Annotated in this window: 16 protein-coding genes; 6 read left to right on the top strand and 10 right to left on the bottom strand. The window is 73.7% G+C overall.

What is annotated here, in order from left to right:
* Positions 1-437: 437 nt before the first annotated feature.
* The 3 genes from ACFV2J_RS08270 (at position 438) to ACFV2J_RS08260 (ending at position 2768) form a co-directional block, all read left to right on the top strand.
* Positions 438-1265, top strand: coding sequence for an oxidoreductase (locus tag ACFV2J_RS08270; protein ID WP_385086739.1), 828 nt, complete (start codon positions 438-440; stop codon positions 1263-1265).
* A gap of 131 nt (positions 1266-1396) precedes the next feature.
* Positions 1397-1873: an Lrp/AsnC family transcriptional regulator gene (locus ACFV2J_RS08265; protein WP_385437827.1), complete on the top strand. Its 477-nt coding sequence runs from the start codon at positions 1397-1399 to the stop codon at positions 1871-1873.
* A 178-nt stretch (positions 1874-2051) separates the two neighbouring features.
* A complete protein-coding gene (locus tag ACFV2J_RS08260) occupies positions 2052-2768 on the top strand; it encodes an HAD family hydrolase (RefSeq protein WP_385437759.1) in 717 nt (238 codons plus the stop codon).
* A 185-nt stretch (positions 2769-2953) separates the two neighbouring features.
* Here the strand turns inward: ACFV2J_RS08260 and ACFV2J_RS08255 are convergent, their stop codons facing one another.
* The 4 genes from ACFV2J_RS08255 to ACFV2J_RS08240 are packed head-to-tail and all read right to left on the bottom strand — an operon-like array spanning position 2954 to position 7905.
* Positions 2954-4126, bottom strand: coding sequence for an XdhC family protein (locus ACFV2J_RS08255; protein WP_385086730.1), 1173 nt, complete (start codon positions 4124-4126; stop codon positions 2954-2956).
* Positions 4119-6254: a xanthine dehydrogenase family protein molybdopterin-binding subunit gene (locus tag ACFV2J_RS08250; protein ID WP_385086727.1), complete on the bottom strand. Its 2136-nt coding sequence runs from the start codon at positions 6252-6254 to the stop codon at positions 4119-4121. The genes ACFV2J_RS08255 and ACFV2J_RS08250 overlap by 8 nt, the downstream gene beginning before the upstream one ends.
* Positions 6251-7243, bottom strand: coding sequence for an FAD binding domain-containing protein (locus ACFV2J_RS08245; protein ID WP_385437757.1), 993 nt, complete (start codon positions 7241-7243; stop codon positions 6251-6253). Before ACFV2J_RS08245 ends, ACFV2J_RS08250 begins: the two co-directional genes overlap by 4 nt.
* Positions 7240-7905 carry a (2Fe-2S)-binding protein gene (locus ACFV2J_RS08240; protein WP_385086724.1) on the bottom strand — a complete coding sequence of 222 codons (666 nt, stop codon included), beginning with the start codon at positions 7903-7905 and terminating at the stop codon, positions 7240-7242. The genes ACFV2J_RS08245 and ACFV2J_RS08240 overlap by 4 nt, the downstream gene beginning before the upstream one ends.
* A gap of 290 nt (positions 7906-8195) precedes the next feature.
* On the opposite strand from ACFV2J_RS08240, the gene ACFV2J_RS08235 reads away from it, so the two are divergent.
* Positions 8196-8813 (top strand): TetR/AcrR family transcriptional regulator, encoded by a 618-nt coding sequence (locus ACFV2J_RS08235; protein WP_385086721.1) that lies wholly within the window; start codon positions 8196-8198, stop codon positions 8811-8813.
* A gap of 295 nt (positions 8814-9108) precedes the next feature.
* Here ACFV2J_RS08235 and ACFV2J_RS08230 read toward each other — a convergent pair whose 3' ends face one another.
* Together ACFV2J_RS08230 and ACFV2J_RS08225 are read right to left on the bottom strand one after the other, a co-directional pair.
* Entirely contained in the window at positions 9109-9738 is a 630-nt protein-coding gene (locus ACFV2J_RS08230; RefSeq protein ID WP_385086718.1) for a dihydrofolate reductase family protein, read from the bottom strand.
* Between the two features lie 222 nt (positions 9739-9960).
* Positions 9961-11325, bottom strand: a complete 1365-nt coding sequence (locus ACFV2J_RS08225) for an FAD-dependent oxidoreductase (RefSeq protein ID WP_385086715.1) — start codon at positions 11323-11325, stop codon at positions 9961-9963.
* A gap of 246 nt (positions 11326-11571) precedes the next feature.
* Between ACFV2J_RS08225 and ACFV2J_RS08220 the strand changes: the two genes are divergently transcribed.
* The gene (locus tag ACFV2J_RS08220; protein ID WP_385086754.1) at positions 11572-12777 is read left to right on the top strand and encodes a PP2C family protein-serine/threonine phosphatase; all 1206 of its coding nucleotides are present in this window, start codon (positions 11572-11574) and stop codon (positions 12775-12777) included.
* 360 nt (positions 12778-13137) lie between these two features.
* On the opposite strand, the gene ACFV2J_RS08215 is transcribed toward ACFV2J_RS08220, so the two are convergent.
* The 4 genes from ACFV2J_RS08215 to ACFV2J_RS08200 are packed head-to-tail and all read right to left on the bottom strand — an operon-like array spanning position 13138 to position 15972.
* A complete protein-coding gene (locus tag ACFV2J_RS08215) occupies positions 13138-13344 on the bottom strand; it encodes a hypothetical protein (RefSeq protein ID WP_385086712.1) in 207 nt (68 codons plus the stop codon).
* The gene (locus ACFV2J_RS08210) at positions 13341-13739 is read right to left on the bottom strand and encodes a hypothetical protein (protein WP_385437754.1); all 399 of its coding nucleotides are present in this window, start codon (positions 13737-13739) and stop codon (positions 13341-13343) included. The genes ACFV2J_RS08215 and ACFV2J_RS08210 overlap by 4 nt, the downstream gene beginning before the upstream one ends.
* Positions 13740-13786: 47 nt before the next feature.
* Positions 13787-15271: a sensor histidine kinase gene (locus tag ACFV2J_RS08205; protein ID WP_385437752.1), complete on the bottom strand. Its 1485-nt coding sequence runs from the start codon at positions 15269-15271 to the stop codon at positions 13787-13789.
* Positions 15268-15972 (bottom strand): response regulator transcription factor, encoded by a 705-nt coding sequence (locus tag ACFV2J_RS08200; protein WP_385093781.1) that lies wholly within the window; start codon positions 15970-15972, stop codon positions 15268-15270. The genes ACFV2J_RS08205 and ACFV2J_RS08200 overlap by 4 nt, the downstream gene beginning before the upstream one ends.
* 414 nt (positions 15973-16386) lie before the next feature.
* On the opposite strand from ACFV2J_RS08200, the gene ACFV2J_RS08195 reads away from it, so the two are divergent.
* Positions 16387-17757 carry a diacylglycerol/lipid kinase family protein gene (locus ACFV2J_RS08195; protein WP_385437750.1) on the top strand — a complete coding sequence of 457 codons (1371 nt, stop codon included), beginning with the start codon at positions 16387-16389 and terminating at the stop codon, positions 17755-17757.
* Positions 17758-17824 lie beyond the last annotated feature (67 nt).

The raw sequence follows: 17824 nt of genomic DNA, 5'->3' as shown, positions 1-17824 counted from the left end.
CATACGATCACTGTCTGCGTGCATGCTCCGGTCCCGGTGGCTCGTCGCTGGCTCGTCGGTGGGCCGCCCCCGAGGGACCGCCCGGTGGCCCGTACGAGCGGCCGGGCGGACGTCCCGTTCCAGCCTGCGGTCGCGAAGCACCGCGATGCAGGGGCCGCAGGTCCCCGGCGGGGGCCGAACGGCCCCGGGACAGGCGCGGGACGGCCCCGGGACAGGCGCGACGGGACGCCGGTGGGTACGGGGGGACGGCATCGACTCCCAGGCGTTTCGCGAAACCGTTCGTGACCCGTCGACGACCGGGACCGGGCGAGGTGTGGTGCCCGCCCGCTCATGCGTCCACGCTGGAGGGAGCACCCTCGACCCGGTGCCCCTCGCCGGTGAGCGACCGGACGGTCCTCGTACCGGTTCGCACGTCCCTACGGCAGCGGAGGCCGGCCATGGACGACGTTCCCCTCCCCTATCAGGTGACCCAGGCGCGCGACGAGACCGCCGACACGGTGACCCTCACCCTCGCGCCGACGGGAACCGGGCTGCTCGCGCCGTTCACGCCCGGCCGCTACGCCCTGGTGCACGCCCTCGGGGTGGGCACGATCCCGGTGCCGGTGTCCCGCATCGACCGCCACGAACTCGCCCTGACGATACGGTCGGTGGAGGCGGTCTCGGCCGCGCTGTGCGCCCTTCGGCCGGGCGGCCGCGTCGGTCTGCGCGGCCCGTTCGGCACCGGCTGGGAACTCGACAGGGCCGCCGGGCAGGACCTGCTGGTCGTCGCGGACGGACTCGGCCCGGCGGCACTGCGCCCGCTGGTCCTCGACGCGCTCGCCGCACCGCAGCTGTACGGACACCTGAACGTCCTGGTCGGCGCCCGCACCCCGGACGACATCCTCTACGCCCAGCAGGCGCACGCCTGGTCGGCGGCGCACGGCCCCCCGCACTGCGCGATCACCGTCGACCGCCCCGGCCCCGGCTGGGAGGGGCCCGTCGGCGCGGTCACGGCTCTCCTGGACGGGGCCCGGTTCGAGCCCGGGAACACCACCGCCTACGTCTGCGGCCCCGTGGAGACGCTCCGGTCGGCCGCCGGCGCCCTGCTCGGACGCGGCCTGCCCGCCGAGCGGATCCGGGTGGCCCCCGACGCCTTCCCGGACGGCTGCGCCGGTCACGGCGACCGTGCCCGCCCGGAGGACGCCCCGCTGTCCCGGGACGGCGGCCCGGTCGTCGGCTGGGACCGGGTCGAGTCCCCGTCGTCCCCCGCGGGACCCGACACCTGACCCGGGGTCCTCACCGTCAGGGTCACCGCCAGGGCCGGTCCGGCGCGACCGCCAGTGCCGGTCCGGCGTGCGCCGGGCCGTCGGTACAGTCGGTGAAGATCACTTCAGGCGGCAGGAAAGGCCGGCGCACCATGGCCGTGGACGAGCTCGACACCCGGATCCTGCGGCTGCTCCTGGAGCAGCCGCGTACCAGCGTGCGGGAGTACGCCCGCACGCTCGGTGTCGCCCGCGGCACGCTCCAGGCCCGCCTGGAGCGGCTGGAACGGGACGGGGTGATCACCGGCGTGGGCCCCTCGCTGTCCCCCGCGGCGCTCGGCCACCCCGTGCTGGCCTTTGTGCACATCGAAGTCACCCAGGGCCATCTCGACGAGGTGGGCGACGCGCTCGCCGTCGTACCGGAGATCATCGAGGCGTTCTCGATCACGGGCGGCGGCGATCTGCTCACCCGGGTGGTGGCCAGGGACAACGCCCACCTGGAGGACGTGATCCAGTCCCTCATCAGCATGCCCGGCGTCGTACGCACCCGCACCGAGGTGGCACTGCGCGAACGTGTTCCGTACCGGGTGCTGCCGCTGGTGGAGTCGATCGGCCGGATGCCGAACGGCTGACGATACCGGCGTACCGCACTGCCCGGTGACGGGTGACGGGTGACCGCCGCCCGGTAACGGCTGCCCGTTGCCCCGCTGCCGGTTGCCCCCTTGCCGTTGCCCGCTGCGGTGTTCGCGCCGTGGGGAGCGCCTCGGCCCTCTCCGGCCGGGACCCGGCCGGACTTGGCATCCTGGACCCATGAGCGCTCTCGGCCGCACCTCGGTCATCTTCGATCTCGACGGAACCCTCGTGGACAGCGAGCCGAACTACTTCGAGGCCGGGCGGCGGACGCTCGCCGAGCACGGCGTCACCGACTTCACCTGGGCCGACCACGAACGGTACGTCGGCATCAGCACCCGGGAGACGCTCGCCCTCTGGAAGGAGCGCTACGGTCTGCGCGCTCCGCTGGAGGTCCTGCTCGCCGACAAGAACCGGCGCTATCTGGAGCTGGCCCGTGCCTCCACGCATGTCTATCCGGAGATGCGGAGGTTCGTCGGGCTGCTCGCCGACGAGGGCGTCCCGATGGCCGTGGCCTCGGGCTCCTCGGCCGCCGCCATCGAGGCGATCCTGACGGGCACCGGTCTGGCGGACCGTCTGACGACCGTCGTCTCGGCCGACGAGGTGGCGCACGGCAAGCCCGCACCCGACGTGTTCCTGGAGGCGGCTGCCCGCCTGGGGGCCGCGCCGGCGGACTGTGTGGTCCTGGAGGACGCCGCCCCCGGCGCCGCGGCCGCGCACGCGGCCGGGATGCGCTGCCTCGCCGTCCCGTACGTCACCGCACAGGCCGACGACCCGGCGTTCGGCACGGCGGAGCTGCTGTTGCGCGGCGGCCAGGCCGAGTTCACGGCGCGGGCCGCCTACGACTGGCTCGCCCGCTCGGCGGCGTCCTCCTCCCGCGCAACCGGCACGTCCTGATCCCGCGCGCGGCCGGAACCCCGACGCTTCGCGGGGCCGCCTCGGCGGGGCCGCACCCCAGGAGACCCGCAGGACGGTCGCGCCGCGGCGGCGCCCGGTTCCGCAGCCGCGTACGCCTGCCCGGTCCGGCTGAGGGACAGGACGCGCACGACACCGGCGGCCACCGTCAGGCGGCCACCCACCCGTCAGGCCGCCTCCCGGGTCCCGGTCGCGTCGCCGGCCGGGGCATGGGGACCGTCGCGGTGGATCGGCGTCCGCGAGCCCGTCAGCGGAGCCCCCGTGCCGCCCTCCCGCGCCGCGACGATCTCCGCCGCGATGGACAGCGCGGTCTCCTCGGGCGTACGGGCCCCGAGGTCGAGCCCGATCGGCGACCTCAGCCGGGACAGTTCCCGCTCGGTGAGGCCGGCCTCGCGCAGCCGCCGCGCACGGTCCTCGTGGGTGCGGCGCGACCCCATGGCCCCGACGAACGCCGCCGGCATCCGCAGGGCCGCCTCCAGCAGCGGTACGTCGAACTTGGCGTCGTGGGTGAGCACGCACAGGACCGTCCGCTCGTCGGTCCCGGTCCGCCGGAGGTAGCGGTGCGGCCAGTCGACGACGATGTCGTCCGCCTCGGGGAAGCGGACCCGGGTGGCGAAGACGGGACGGGCGTCGCACACGGTCACCTGGTAGCCGAGGAACTTGCCGACCCGTACCAGCGCCGTGGCGAAGTCGACCGCGCCGAAGACGATCAGACGGGCCGGCGGCACACTCGACTCCACGAACAGCGTCAGGCCCCCGGGGCACCGCGCGCCGTCCTCGGAGACCTCGACCGTGCCGGTACGCCCCGCCGTGAGCATGCCACGGGCCTCCCCCGCCGCGGTGCCGTCCAGCGCCCGGGACCCGCTGAGACCTCCCTCGACCGACGGCCCGTACGTCTCGTCGGGGCGGACGAGCAGTGCCCTGCCCAGCAGTTCGGCGGGTCCCCGGGCCACCCGGGCGACGGCGGCCGGCTCGCCGCGGGCCGCTGCCGCGAGCGCCGCCTCGAACACCTCGCGGTCCGGCGCGTCCGCGCGCACCGGCGTGACCAGCACATCGATCACTCCACCGCAGGTCAGCCCCACCGCGAACGCGTCCTCGTCGCTGTGTCCGAACCGTTCGAGCACGGTCCGGCCGTCCCGGAGCGCCTGGACGCACAGCTCGTACACGGCCGCTTCGACGCATCCCCCGGAGACCGAGCCGACGGCCGTGCCGTGGCCGTCCACGGCGAGGGCGGCGCCCGGACCGCGCGGCGCGCTGCCGCCGACGCTCACGACGGTGGCGACGGCGAAGTCCCGGCCCTCGTCGGCCCAGCGGTGCAGCTCGCCGGCGAGGTCAAGCACCGGTGTCCCCTTCCGCCGGGATCCCCGCGCGCAGGACCCGGTCGGGTCGGAGCGGCAGGTGCCGGTGACGTACGCCGGTCGCGTGCCAGACCGCGTTGGCGATCGCCGCCGCGGCTCCGACCACCCCGATCTCGCCTATGCCCTTGATGCCGACGGGGTCGTCCGGGTCCGGGTCGTCCACCCAGTCCGCCTCGACGTGCGGTACGTCGGCGTGCGCGGCGAAGTGGTAGCCGGCCAGGTCGGCGCCGACGTGGCCGCCCGTGGCCCGGTCCCGGACCGCCTCCTCGTGCAGCGCCATGGACAGCCCCCAGACCATGCCGCCGACGAACTGCCCGCGCGCGGTCAGCGGGTTGACGATGCGGCCCGCTGCGAAGATGCCGAGCATCCGCCGCACTCGCACCTCACCGCTGGTCACGTCCACGGCGACCTCGGCGAACTGCGCCCCGAAGGTGTGCCGTTCCATCGGCGGCAGCGCGCCGACCGCCCTGGAGGTGTCCGAGCGTGCCGTGATCCCCTCCGGTGGGACGGCGCCGCCCAGGACCAGCCGCTCGCGCAGTTCGGCCGCGGCGACCCGGATCGCCCAGGCCCAGGAGCGGGTGCCCATCGAGCCGCCGGCGATCATCGCCGGGCCGAAGTCGCTGTCCGCGATCCGCATCCGGATGCGCTCCGGCCCCGTCTCCAGCGCGTCCGCCGCGACCAGGGTGAGCGCGGTCCGCGCTCCGGTACCGATGTCCGAGGCGGTGATCCGTACGGTGAAGGTGCCGTCGGGCTCCGCCGTCACGGCCGCGGTGGACGGCGCGGAGAGCATCGGGAAGGTGGCGGCTGCCGTACCGGTGCCGAGCAGCCAGCGCCCTTCGCGGCGCACTCCGGGACGCGGGTCACGGCCCGCCCAGCCGAACCTGCGGGCCCCCTCCTCGAAGCAGCCGACCAGATTGCGGCTGCTGAAGGGCAGCCCGGAGACGGGGCCCACGTCCGGCTCGTTGCGCAGGCGCAGCTCGATCGGGTCGAGGCCGCACTTCTCGGCGAGTTCGTCGATCGCGGACTCCAACGCGAAGGAACCCGGCGCCTCGCCCGGCGCCCGCATCCAGCTCGGCGTCGGCACGTCGAGCCGTACGACGCGGCTGACGGAGTGGTGCGCGTCGGAGCCGTACATCGCCCGCCCGTACTCGGCGCAGCGCTCGACGAACTCGTGGACGGTCGAGGTGAGGCTCTCGGCCCGGTGCTCGACCGCGCGCAGCCGCCCGTCCGCGTCGGCGCCGAGCCTGACCCGCTGCGCCGTGGGACTGCGGTGACCGACGAGGGAGAACATCTGACGCCTGGTCATGACGACCCTGACCGGGCGGTGCAGCACGGTCGCGGCCATCGCGGCGGCGACGGAGTGGGGGCGCGTCCCCTTGGAGCCGAAGCCGCCTCCCACGTGCTCGGACCGCACCCGGACCGACTCGGGGTCGAGCGAGAACAGCTTCGCGAGTTCGTCCGCCACGAACCTGCTGCCCTGGTTGGAGTCGATCACCTCCAGCCGGCCACCGTCCCAGCGCGCGACCGCCGCGTGCGGCTCCATCGGGCTGTGGTGCTCCTCCGGGGTGCTGTACTCGGCGTCCACCACGACGGCGGACGCGGCGAGTTCGGCCTCCAGGTCGCCCTTCGTCACGGCGGGGGCGCTCTCGGACGTGTACGCACCGGGGAGCCCGGCGGCGAACACGACGTCGTGCGGCTCCGCGTCGTACTCGACGACGAGTGCCTCGGCGGCCTCCCTCGCCTGCTCCGGCGTCTCGGCGACGACGAGGGCCACCGGCCAGCCGGAGTACGGTACGCGGTCCCCCTGGAAGACCTGGACTATCGGGTCGGGTACGCCGAAGGCGTTCGTGTAACCGGCGTTGAGGCGCGGCGCGTTCTCGTGGTGCAGGACGGTGAGGACACCCGGCATCGCGAGGACGGGCTCGGACCGCACGGCACGGACCCGGCCGCGGGCCACGGTGGACAGCACCAGCCAGCCGTGGGCGAGTTCGGGATGGGGTATCTCACCCGCGTAGCGCGCCGCGCCGGTCACCTTGGCCACACCCTCCACCCGGGTGTGCGCGGTGCCGACGGCCGGGACCGCGGTGGTCGTCGTGGTCGTCGTGGTCATCGGGCGGCCTCCTCGGTGAGCTCGGTCAGCGTCGCCACGACGAGATTGTGCGTCAGGGGCACCTTGTATCCGTTGTGCGGCAGCGGTTGCGCCGCCGCCAGTTCGGCGTCCGCGGCGGCGGCGAAGGCGTCGGCGTCCGCCGGTCCCCCCAGCAGCGCCCGCTCGGCCTCCCGGGCCCGCCAGGGCCGGGACGCCACCGCCCCGAAGGCGAGGCGCACCTCGCGCACGACACCGTCGTGGACGTCGAGCGCGGCGGCGATCGAGCCGATCGCGAAGGCGTACGAGGCGCGCTCGCGCACCTTGCGGTAGCGGGAGCGGGCGGCGACCGGGGCGGCGGGCAGGGTGACGCCGGTGATCAGCGCGCCGGACGGCAGTGCGGTCTCCCGGTGCGGAGTGTCACCCACCGGCAGATAGAACTCCGCGAGCGGCAACTCACCGGGCCCGTCCAGCGTTTCGTACGTGACGACGGCGTCGAAGGCGGTGAGGGCCACCGCCATGTCGGAGGGGTGGGTGGCGACGCAGTGCGTGGAGGCGCCGAGGACGGCGTGGTTGTGGTGCTCGCCCTCGATGGCGGGACAACCGCTGCCGGGGACCCGCTTGTTGCAGGGTTTCGCCAGGTCGGTGAAGTAGCCGCAGCGGGTGCGCTGGAGCAGGTTCCCGCCGACCGTGGCCATGTTGCGCAGCTGTCCCGAGGCGCCGGCCAGGACGGCCTGCGCCAACGCCGGGTAGCGGCGCCGCACTTCGGGATGGGCGGCGAGGTCGCTGTTGGTGACTGTCGCGCCGATGCGCAGCCCTTCGTCCTGGGTGAACTCGACCCGGTCCAGGGGAAGTTCACGCACGTCGACGAGGCGCGCGGGCCGCTCCACCCCGCTCTTCATCAGGTCGACGAGGTTGGTGCCGCCGCCGAGACACCGCGCCTCGGGGTCGGCGCCCAGCAGGGCGACCGCGCCGGCCACGTCGAAGACGCGTTCATAACCGAACTCCCTCATGCCGCGGCCCCCTTGGCATCCGCTCCGGTCGTATCGGGTTCCTCGGCCGCTCCCGTCCCCGTGGCAGCGGATTCCGCGGCGCGGGAGGCCGGGGTACGGGACTCCGGGGTACGGAACTCCGCCGCGCGGACCGCTCCGTCCCCCGCCGCCCGGGCCACGGCCTGCACGATGGACACGTAGGCACCGCAGCGGCACAGGTTGCCGCTCATCCGCTCACGGATCTCCTCCGCGGTGAGCGGTGGGACGCCCGCCTCGGGGCGTACGTCGGCGGTCACGGCACTCGGCCAGCCCGCCGCGTGCTCCTCGATCACGCCGAGGGCCGAACATATCTGGCCCGGTGTGCAGTAGCCGCACTGGTAGCCGTCGAGGTCGAGGAAGGCCTGCTGCACCGGATGCAGCCGTTCGCCGTCCGCCACGCCTTCGATGGTGGTGATGTCGCGGCCCTCCGCGGCCACGGCGAGTTGCAGGCAGGAGACGGCACGGCGCCCGTCGAGCAGCACCGTGCAGGCGCCGCACTGGCCCTGATCACAGCCTTTCTTGGTACCCGTCAGATCGAGATGCTCGCGCAGCGCGTCGAGCAGGGTGGTGCGGTGGTCGACGGGCAGCGTGTACTTCTCGCCATTGATGTTCAGTGTGATGGCGCTGGACGTCGATGGGGCCATGATCAGCCTTCTTTCGCCGAGTCGCGGGGGTCACGTGGGTCACGTGGGTCACGGGGGAAGAAACGGTGCTGTGCGGTGGCGGATGTGGGGTTGACGGACCGGGGCCGCCTGCACGGGGCGCAGGGCGGGGCCGGTTTCCAGGGGCACCGAACAGTCCACGGTGGCCGGATCTCGCGCTATGGTGAACCTAAGTGGACAGCTGTCCACTAGCTCCGAACTTAGCGGACAGCTGTCCACTTATCAAGGGCCGGCCTCCGCCACGAGTGCCATGGCTTCCGGAAGGGGGACGAGTGCAGCAGAAGAGGGACGCCCCGCTGCGTTCGGACGCGCAGCGCAACCGCGAGCGCATCCTCGAAGTGGCCCTGGCGGAACTGACCCGCTCCTCGGACACTCCGCTCAGCGCGATCGCCAAGAAGGCGGGCGTGGGACAGGGCACGTTCTACCGGAACTTCCCCAACCGCGAGGCGCTGGTCCTGGAGGTCTACCGCTACGAGGTGCAGCAGCTCGCCGACACCGCGGCCCAGCTGCTGGAGACCCGCGCCCCGGACCGGGCCCTGCGGGAGTGGATGGACCGCCTCGCGCAGTACGCCATGGCCAAGGCGGGCCTGGCCGAGGCGTTGCGCGCGTCCACCGTGACCCGGGGCACCCTGACCAGGCTGGGGCACGGCGCGGTCTCCTCGGCCGTCTCGCTCCTGCTCGACGCCAACGAGCGGGCGGGCACCATCCGCCCCGGGGTGACCCCCGACGACTTCGTCCTCGCGATCGCCGGCCTCTGGCAGATGGACGCGCACGGGGACTGGCAGCCGCGCGCCGCACGTCTGCTGGACCTCGTGATGGACGGTCTGCGGGCGGGCGCGCCGGGCCCCCGCACACCGGCACCCGGAACGACGCCGGCCGACGCGGAGTGAGGGCTCACGGGGACCCGGCACCATGGCGCGACCGCGCGTACGGATACCGGAGACCGAGGCCCCGGCTCGACCGCGCGACCGCGCGTACCGATATCGGAGACCGAAGGGCCCCAGCTCGACCGCGCGACGGGGCTCAGCCGGGTGAGGGGAACCCCGGATTCCTGAGCCGTGGCGCGGCCGCGCGACGCGGATCACACGCACCGACGCCGGATGCCCGCCGGGCCGTACGCACGGAGGTGGAACCGCGTCCCGGGCATCCCCGACGCCCCGCTCCCCGCGTCGGGGTCATGTCGCGTCAGCGGCGCAGCAGCCGGGCATGGGTGGCGGCCGGTGAGCTCACGAGTTCGGCGACGCGGTAGCCGTCGATCCCGTCCCCCAGGTGGTCGAGCAGGCGCTCTCCCCGCCCGACGAGCCGGGGAACGATGGCCAGGTGCAGTTCGTCGACGAGGCCGGCGCGAAGGTACTGCTGGACCGTGGCCGCGCCGCCGCCGAGGCGCACGTCCCGGCCCGCCGCCGCCTCGAAGGCGCGCTCCAGGACCGTGGTGACGGGCTCGTCGGTGAAGTGGAAGGAGGTCCCGCCCTCCATCGTCAGCGAAGGCCGCGGGTGGTGCGTGTGCACGAACACGTCGTTGTGGTACGGCGGGTTGTCGCCCCACCAGCCGCGCCACGACTCGTCCTGCCAGGGGCCGCGGTGCGGCCCGAACATGTTGCGGCCCATGATCGTGGCGCCGATGTTCTCCTCGGCGCGCTCCACGTACTCGACGTCCGTGCCGCCCTTGCCCGCCTCGTGGTCCCGCATCGCGGCGAACATCCAGGTGTGCATGGACGCGAAGCCCTCGCCGAGCGGATGCTCCAGGCACTGGTTCGGCCCCGCGGCGAAGCCGTCCAGGGAAACGGTCAGGTTGTGCACGCGCAGCTTGGGCACGGTCGTACTCCTCAGGTGGGGTCTTCCTGCTCTCACCCGTACGTCGAACGGGGAACCCCCGCATCGACAGTTCCCCCGACATCTTTCACCAGGAACGTCGGACCCGCCCGATCCGGACGGGTGCGGGCCGGAGGGCACCCGACGACCGTGGGGGGTGTCCGTACCACCCGGTCCGGTGGGCACGGACACCCCCCACGGAGGTGACGGTTCAGCGCCGGGGCATCAGGCTCCGCTGGCGCCGAGCATGTCCTCGCGCTCGACGAGCTTCACCCGCTCGCGGCCCTGCGGTTCGCCGAGCGCCTTCTCCGCGGCGTCCAGCCGGTACCAGCCCTCCCACGTGGTGAAGCGGACGTCGCGCTCCTTCAGGAACGCGTCGACGGCCTCCGGCTCGGGAGCGGCGGGCGTGAGCAGTCGGCCGCTCGCGTGGTCGTCGAGCAGGCTCGCGACGGTCTCGTTGGCGTCGCCCTTGGTGTGGCCGATCAGGCCCACCGGTCCGCGCCGGATCCAGCCGGTGACGTACGTCGACCGGAGGTGCTCGCCGGTCTCCTCGATCACCCGGCCCGCCGCGTCCGGGACCGTGCCGGACTCGACGTCCCAGGGCAGCTTCGGGAGCTTGTCGGACAGGTAGCCCACGGCCCGGTACACGGCCGTGACGTCCCAGTCCTTGAAGGTGCCGGTGCCCTTGACGTTGCCGGTGCCGTCGAGGACGGTGCGCTCGGTGCGCAGGCCGGTGACCTCGCCGTCCGCACCGAGGATCTCGGTCGGCGACTCGAAGAAGTGCAGGAACAGCTTGTGCTGCCGGTCGCCGACGTCGCGGATGGCCCAGTTCTCCAGGGTCTTGGCGACCATGTCGGCCTGCTTGTTGCCGCGCCGGGTGGCGATCGAGCCCTCGTCGTAGTCGATGTCCTCGGGGTCGACGATGACCTCGATGTTCGGGGAGTGGTCCAGTTCCCGCAGCTCCATCGGGCTGAACTTGGCCTGCGCCGGGCCACGCCGGCCGAAGACGTGCACCTCCAGCGCCTTGTTGGCCTTGAGCCCCTCGTGGACGTTCGGCGGGATCTCGGTCGGCAGCAGTTCGTCGGCGGTCTTGGCCAGGATGCGCGCGACGTCGAGGGCGACGTTGCCGACGCCGAGGACGGCGACCTTCTCCGCTTCGAGGGGCCAGGTCCGCGGCACGTCGGGGTGACCGTCGTACCAGGAGACGAAGTCCGCCGCGCCGTACGAGCCGTCGAGGCCGATGCCGGGTATGTCCAGGGCCCGGTCCGCCGTCGCGCCCGTGGAGAAGATCACCGCGTCGTAGAAGGCACGCAGGTCGTCCAGATTGATGTCCCCCGGGTAGTCGACATTGCCGAAGAGACGTATCTGCGGCTTGTCGAGCACCTGGTGCAGGGCCGTGATGATGCCCTTGATCCGCGGATGGTCCGGAGCGACGCCGTAGCGGATCAGGCCGAAGGGGGCCGGCATCCGCTCGAAGAGGTCGATGGACACACCGGGCTCGACGGCCACTGCGGACTTCAGCAGCGCGTCGGCGGCGTAGATGCCGGCGGGACCGGCTCCGACAATGGCTACCCGCAGAGGGCGAGGCATGATCAGATTCCCTTCGAAGGGGGCAGGGGTGACTCGCCCGGAAGCCTAAGCTAAGGCATGCCTTAGTCAGTACTCGGGTTGGATCTATGACCACATAAGGGCGACTTATGACCCCTTGCTTCTGAGGACATCCCTAGACTCCGGAAGCCTGCGCGGGACTCCCCGGCACGACGCCGCGCCCGGCGCCGGGGAGCAGGTGCTCCGGGTCCGGGGGAAAATGGGGAGGTGAGCGTCCGGCGCGTGTCAGTGGACCGCCTCGTGGAGCAGCCGTCAGGCCGCGGACTGGTGGTGATCCCTGTCGCGCTGATCGTAGTGATCACGGTGGTGGACATCCACTCTCCCGCCGACGTCCACCTCGGCCCCCTGCTGGTCATCGCGCCCGCGCTCACCGCCTCGCTCGCCGGACCACGGCTGACCGCCCTGGTCGGTGTGCTGGCCGTGGCCGCCCAGGTGTGCATCGCGGTGCTGCACGGCGGCCTGGGCACGGCCAACCACATCGCGCAGATCATCGCCCTCAGCGTGCTCTCCGCCCTGGTGGTCTTCGTATGCCACGTACGCGAGCGGCGAGCACTTGAGCTGAGCCGGTCACGCTCGGTCGCCGAGACGGCGCAGCGTGTCCTGCTGCGGCCTCCGCCCCGTCGGATCGGGCCGCTGCGGGTGGCCTGGCTGTATCTGGCGGCCGAGGACGAGGCCCGGATAGGGGGCGACCTCTTCGCGGTGGCCCGCTCCGCCCAGGCGTCCACCCGGTTGGTCATCGGGGACGTCCGAGGCAAGGGCATGTCCTCGATCGGCGAGGCGTCGGTGGCGCTCGGCGCGTTCCGGGAGGGCGCCCAGCGGTACGCCACGCTGCCCGAACTGACGGCGGCGCTGGAGGCGAGCGTGTGCCGGGACCTCGAGGAGGTGGCCGACACCGAGCACGATCCCGGCGAACACTTCATCACCGCGCTCGTCCTCGACATCCCCGATCACGGCACCCAGGTCGAGATGATCAACTGTGGTCATCCCTCGCCCCTTCTGCTGCACGACGACAAGATCGAGATCCTGCACGCCCGGCACCCGGTGCCCCCGCTCGGTCTGGGTGAGATGCCCGCCGCGCGGCACCGCACCGACCCGTTCGCCTTCGAGGTGGGCGACATCCTGTTGCTCTACACCGACGGCGTCATCGAGGCCCGGTCACCGACGGGCGCCTTCTACCCGCTCACCGAGCGGGTGGCCACGTTCCGGGGGGCCGGACCCGACGCCCTGCTGCGGTACATCCACGACGACCTCCTCGCCCACGTCGGCGACCGGCCCTCCGACGACGCTGCCCTCCTGATCGTCGAACGCACCGCCTCCGAGCATCCGCACCGGCCGCATCGCACGACGCACCCCGTCGACGGCCACCACCGGATCCGCCCCGGCGGTCCACCACCCGCCCCGGGGGCCCCGCCCGGCCCGGGGACGCTGACCTGATCCGGCGCCGGCGGCCGATGCCGCGGCGGCCGGGGGGCGGCCCGGGACAGCCGCGACGGTGCCGGTGACCGTGACGGTCACGGTGCCCGGTCACGGTGACGGGTGTGCCGACCGGACCGCGGTACGACGCCACGGCCCGGCGCCGCCCGGCGGCCCTCCGCGGTGGCGCGCGGTCGCGTCCGGGCGCCGGCGGATCCGGCCTCCCCCCGCCCCCCCGCCCCGCGCCTCCTGCGACGCGCGGTGCGACCGGCCGAAGCCGACGAGGAGGAGCACGGGGCCGTGGTCACTCCCGGGCCCGCGGACCGACCCGCACCGCCGCAGCCGACCCCGGACCCGCGGGCGGTCCCGAGCCGGCCCCGGTCACTCCCGGGCCATGTCCGACTCCGCCTTGCCCGCCGCCGTATCGGCGTCGTCGACCAGCTTCCGCAGGTGGCCGAGGTCCGTGGCGGAGGAGGAGGGCGAGGCGGGCGCCGGCTGCCCGGTGTCCCCGTGGTGACCGCAGCCGGCCAGCAGCAGGACGGCCGCGGCGGCCACGGCGGCCGGCGCGACGCGGCGCGCGCCCCTCACTTCGCCTTCCCGTCGTCGTTGGCGTCGCACCACTTCTCGACCTGGGACAGGTCCTTCTGGCGTGCCTCCAGGGTGGGGATCAGGGAGCGCCGGAAGGTGAGCCGGTCGTTGAGGTACTTCTCGATCTCCGTGTGTCCCGCCGCCTTGGCGTTGGCGACGCGCTGTTCGAGGCGGGCGACGGAACCGCGCCGGGACGCGTCCCCGTGCAGCCGGTCGAGGATCCGGTCGATCCGCTGGTCGGTCTTCGGCGCGCGCCGGCACAGCGCCGCCGCGCCGTCGCCCGTGGGCGCTCCGGACGGCGCGGGGGACGCGGTGTCCGCCGCGGCGACACCCGCGGCGCCGAGCAGCGTGCCCACGGCGACCAACGAGACCACGGTCTTCCTGGTGCTTTGCATGACGAACTCCTCCGTGTTCACGGGCGGTTGCCCGCACACCGCGGAAACTAGGAGCCGTCCTTGTGGAATTCTTGTGGCCGGTCGGCGGCCTCGATCATCCAGTTGCGCCGGAGCGGCAGCGTGCTCCCCTCGCCCGCCACGCCGTTGAGGAGCGGCAGCGTGACCTCGACCCGGGTACCGGGACCGGCCGGCCGGTCCAGGACCCGGACACGGCCCCGGTGCAGGGCGATCTGCTGGGCGACCAGGGTGAGTCCGAGGCCGGAGCCCGGACTGTCGGGCCGGCGTCTGAAGCGCTCGAAGACCTGCGCGCGCAGGTCGGGCGGGATGCCGGGGCCCTGGTCGTCGACGACCAGGAGCACGTCGGTGCCGGTCGCCCACAGGCTCACCTCCACCTGCGCCGGCCGCCCCTCCCCGCTCCCGTGCACCAGGGCGTTGACGAGGAGGTTGTCCACCACGGTCCGCAGTCCGGGCTCCCAGCCGTACACCCGCAGGCCCGGCGCGCAGCGGCCGGACAGCCGTGCGCGCGGGTGGCGCCGCCGCTGTTCCTCCGTGCTCGCCTCGACGACGTCGGCCAGGTCCACCGGACCGAAGGCGTCGGCCTCGACAAGGTCCCCGCGGCCGAGGTCGCGCAGCATCACCAGGAGGCCCAGCAGCCGGGCGTGCTCGCGGCGCAGGTCGTGCAGCACCTCGTCGCGGTCGGCTCCGGCGAGTTCCGGATGCCCGGTGAGGATCTCCAGATTGGTCTGCATGCTCATCAGCGGAGTGCGCAGTTCGTGCGAGGCCGCGGAGGCGAAGGAGCGGGCGGTGGCCAGTGCCTCGGCCGTTCTCGCGGCCTGTTCGTCATAGCGGGCCAGGACGGTCCGCAGGGTGAACGCGAGGTCGTCGACCTCGGCGATACGTGTCGGGGTGTGGTCGAGACGGGTCGGGCTGGACCGCGGGTCCAGGCCGCTCGCACGGCGTTGCAGACGGCGCAGCGGCCGGCTCGCCCGGGCGGCGACACCCCAGGCGAGCAGTCCCGACAGCGGCGCCGCGAGGAGCGCGACGGACACCGCGCGCCGCCGGACCAGTCGCAGTTGGGTGTCGGCGGCGGTGTCCGACGCGAACAGCCAGAGCGTGCCGCGGACTCCGGGCCGGCCGCCCGACACCCGGGTCGACAGGATCCGCCAGCTGTGGCCGTCGGCCCGGAGGGTGACCGGGACCGGCGCGCTCGGAGGCAACGGTGCTCCGGCGTCCGGCTGCGGACCGCCGGTGAAGGTCTCGTCCGGGCCGATCAGGCGGACGCCGACGTCCAGGGCCGAGGTGAACAGCTTTCGCTGCCGCGCCTGTTCGACCGCGGCCGAGCGGTCGGCGGCACTCGCGCGCAGCAGTCCCCGGGCGTCCTTGGCCACGGTCGCCGCGCGCTCGCGCAGATGGGCGTCCTGCTGGTCGTGCAGATCCGCCGCGACCAGCCGCAGCAACAGCCAGCCGGTGGCCAGGACCAGGACGGGCACGGTGGCGCCGACGGCCAGCGCGATCCGCGTGGACAGCCTCACCGCTCCTCCTCCGTCCGGTCGTCCCGCAGGACGAAGCCCACGCCCCGTACGGTGTGGATGATCCGGGCGCGGTCCGGGGACTCCAGTTTGCGGCGCAGGTAGCTGACGAAGGTGTCCACCGCGTCGGTGCGCACGTCGAAGTCGTATCCCCATACGCGGTCGAGGAGTTGGTCCCGGCTGAGTACGAGGCCGGCGTTGCGCGCGAGGACGTGCAGGAGCTCGAACTCACGCCGGGTCAGGTCCACCGGCCGTCCGTCGAGGCTGACCCGGCGGGCCGCGGGGTCCATCAGCAGGCCGCCGACCCGTACGGTGTCGGTGTCGCGCGGCGGTCTGCGGCGCAGCAGTGCCTCCAGGCGCAGCACGAGCTCCTGCAACGCGAAGGGTTTGACGAGATAGTCGTCGCCGCCGGCCTGGAGTCCCGCGATCCGGTCGGCGGTCTCGTCGAGCGCGGAGAGCATCAGCACGGGTACGTCGTTGTTCTCGCCCCGCAGTGTCCTGCACACCTCGATGCCGTCGAGGTCCGGCATCGAGATGTCCAGCACGATCACGTCCGGTGGTCTCGTCCGGGCCACGGCCAGCGCCGGGCGGCCACCGTCGGCCAGGTCCACGGTGAATCCGCCGAGCCGCAGTCCGCGCTCCAGCGAGCGGCGTATCGCCGCGTCGTCGTCGACGACCAGGACCCGGCCCCGGTCTGAGCTCATCGCCACTGTCCCTCCGTGCCGCTGTCCTTCGCGCCGCCGTCCCTCGGTGCCGCTGTTCCCTCCGGTACGGCGGGGTGCACCGGGCCCCGTGTTCGGCGGGGTCCGCCGCCCATCGTGCATCAGTCGTGCCGGACCCGTTCCCGAGGGGTACCGACGGCGCCTCGCCGACCGCCGACTGCCGCCCACCGCCCGGTCCGCCCGGTCCGACCGGTCCGACCGGTCCGTCCGGATCCCCTTCCCGGGTGACGGCCCGCGCCCGTACCGGGTCCTCGATCACTCCGCGCGCCGTCTGTGGTGGAGTGGGCCGCACCGGCCCGGGCACCGTCGATCCGTGCCTTCGCGCATCCCCGCACCGGCGCGTCGGCGTACCGGCGTGTCCGTGCACCGGCGCATCCGTGCATCCCTGGAGGAACGATGACCGAGGACACGAGCGGCGCGCCCCGCGGCGGACAACGATGGGCGGCCAGAGCCGCACTGGCCGCGGCGGCGCTGGCGGTGCTGCTGCCGCTGGCCAAGGGCGGCCTGAGCGGCGTACTGCTGCTCGCGCTCGCGCTGGTCGGAGTGATCGTCACGGCGGCCGCGGCATGGTGGACGCTGACCCGGCGCGGCCCGCTGCGCTGGATCGCGGCCCTGCTGGCGGTGGCCACGCCCGCCGCCGTCGTCGCCCTGTTCGCGGTCTCCCTGCTCTGGGCCGCGCCGGTGTCCTTGCTGCTGTGGGCCGTGGCCGTCTGGAGCGGACGTCACGCGCTGCGCGGCGACCGCCCCCGCGCTCGGCGGGCACGGGAACGCAGGACGGCGCCCCCGCGCCGCCCCTTCCTGGTCATGAACCCCCGCTCCGGCGGCGGGAAGGTGACGAGGTTCGGCCTGGTGGAGAAGGCCGAACGGCTCGGCGCGCGGGTCGTCCTCCTCGACCCCGACGAGCACCAGGACGTCACCGAGCTGGCGCGCGCGGCCGTCGCCGACGGCGCCGATCTGCTGGGCGTCGCGGGCGGTGACGGGACCCAGGCCCTCGTCGCGGCCGTCGCCGCCGAACACGGTCTGCCGTTCCTGGTCATCTGCGCGGGTACCCGCAACCACTTCGCGATGGACCTCGGACTCGACCGCGAGGACCCCGCACGCTGCCTCGACGCACTCACCGACGGCGTCGAACTCCGCGTGGACCTCGGGTTCGCCGCGGAGCATCCGTTCGTCAACAACGCCTCCTTCGGCGCCTACGCGGCGGTCGTGCAGAGCCCGGCGTACCGCGACGACAAGGTCGGCACCATCCTGGAGCTCCTGCCCGAGCTGCTCACCCGCCGACGCGGGGCACGGCTCACCGCCCGCACCGACGGGGTGACGCTCGACGCCCCGCAGGCCGTGCTGGTGAGCAACAACCCCTACCGTACGAACGATCCGGCCGGGATCGGCCGCCGCGAACGCCTCGACTCCGGGCTGCTCGGCGTCCTCGGGATCAAGGTCGACAGCGCGGCCGAGGCGGCGGCCCTGGTGCTCGACCCTGCTGCGGAGGGACTCGCGGTCCTCACCACCCGCGAGGTGGTCGTCGACGCGGACCGACCGGAGATCGAGGCCGGCGTCGACGGCGAGGCCCTGATGCTGCCCACCCCGGTCCACTGCCGCGTCGCCCCCGGCGCACTGCGCGTCCGGGTCCCGAGGAAGCGTCCCGGCGTGCCCGATCTCCGACCGCCCCTGAACTGGCGCCGGTTGCGCGAGCTCGCGACGACAGCGGGCCGGACGCCCCACACCCGTGGGCCCGTTCAGGCCGAGGACACGGCCCGGCGCGCCTGAAACCGGTCCGACTTGCTTCGGGGACGGCCCAGGGGACGGCACGACGCCCACGTCCCGTACGGAGGGC

It is taken from the genome of Streptomyces sp. NPDC059668 (assembly GCF_042734135.1).
In the GTDB taxonomy this organism is placed as follows: Bacteria; Actinomycetota; Actinomycetes; order Streptomycetales; family Streptomycetaceae; genus Streptomyces.
Note: the sequence above shows the minus strand (reverse complement) of the source record. Positions and strands in the feature narration are given on the sequence as shown.

Coding starts and splice junctions, on each gene's coding strand:
- ACFV2J_RS08245 (WP_385437757.1), bottom strand. CDS start 7,243: ATGAGGGAGTTCGGTTATGAACGCGTCTTCGACGTGGCCGGCGCGGTC.
- ACFV2J_RS08260 (WP_385437759.1), top strand. CDS start 2,052: ATGAGCGCTCTCGGCCGCACCTCGGTCATCTTCGATCTCGACGGAACC.
- ACFV2J_RS08210 (WP_385437754.1), bottom strand. CDS start 13,739: ATGCAAAGCACCAGGAAGACCGTGGTCTCGTTGGTCGCCGTGGGCACG.
- ACFV2J_RS08240 (WP_385086724.1), bottom strand. CDS start 7,905: ATGGCCCCATCGACGTCCAGCGCCATCACACTGAACATCAATGGCGAG.
- ACFV2J_RS08225 (WP_385086715.1), bottom strand. CDS start 11,325: ATGCCTCGCCCTCTGCGGGTAGCCATTGTCGGAGCCGGTCCCGCCGGC.
- ACFV2J_RS08200 (WP_385093781.1), bottom strand. CDS start 15,972: ATGAGCTCAGACCGGGGCCGGGTCCTGGTCGTCGACGACGACGCGGCG.
- ACFV2J_RS08195 (WP_385437750.1), top strand. CDS start 16,387: ATGACCGAGGACACGAGCGGCGCGCCCCGCGGCGGACAACGATGGGCG.
- ACFV2J_RS08265 (WP_385437827.1), top strand. CDS start 1,397: ATGGCCGTGGACGAGCTCGACACCCGGATCCTGCGGCTGCTCCTGGAG.
- ACFV2J_RS08250 (WP_385086727.1), bottom strand. CDS start 6,254: ATGACCACGACGACCACGACGACCACCGCGGTCCCGGCCGTCGGCACC.
- ACFV2J_RS08270 (WP_385086739.1), top strand. CDS start 438: ATGGACGACGTTCCCCTCCCCTATCAGGTGACCCAGGCGCGCGACGAG.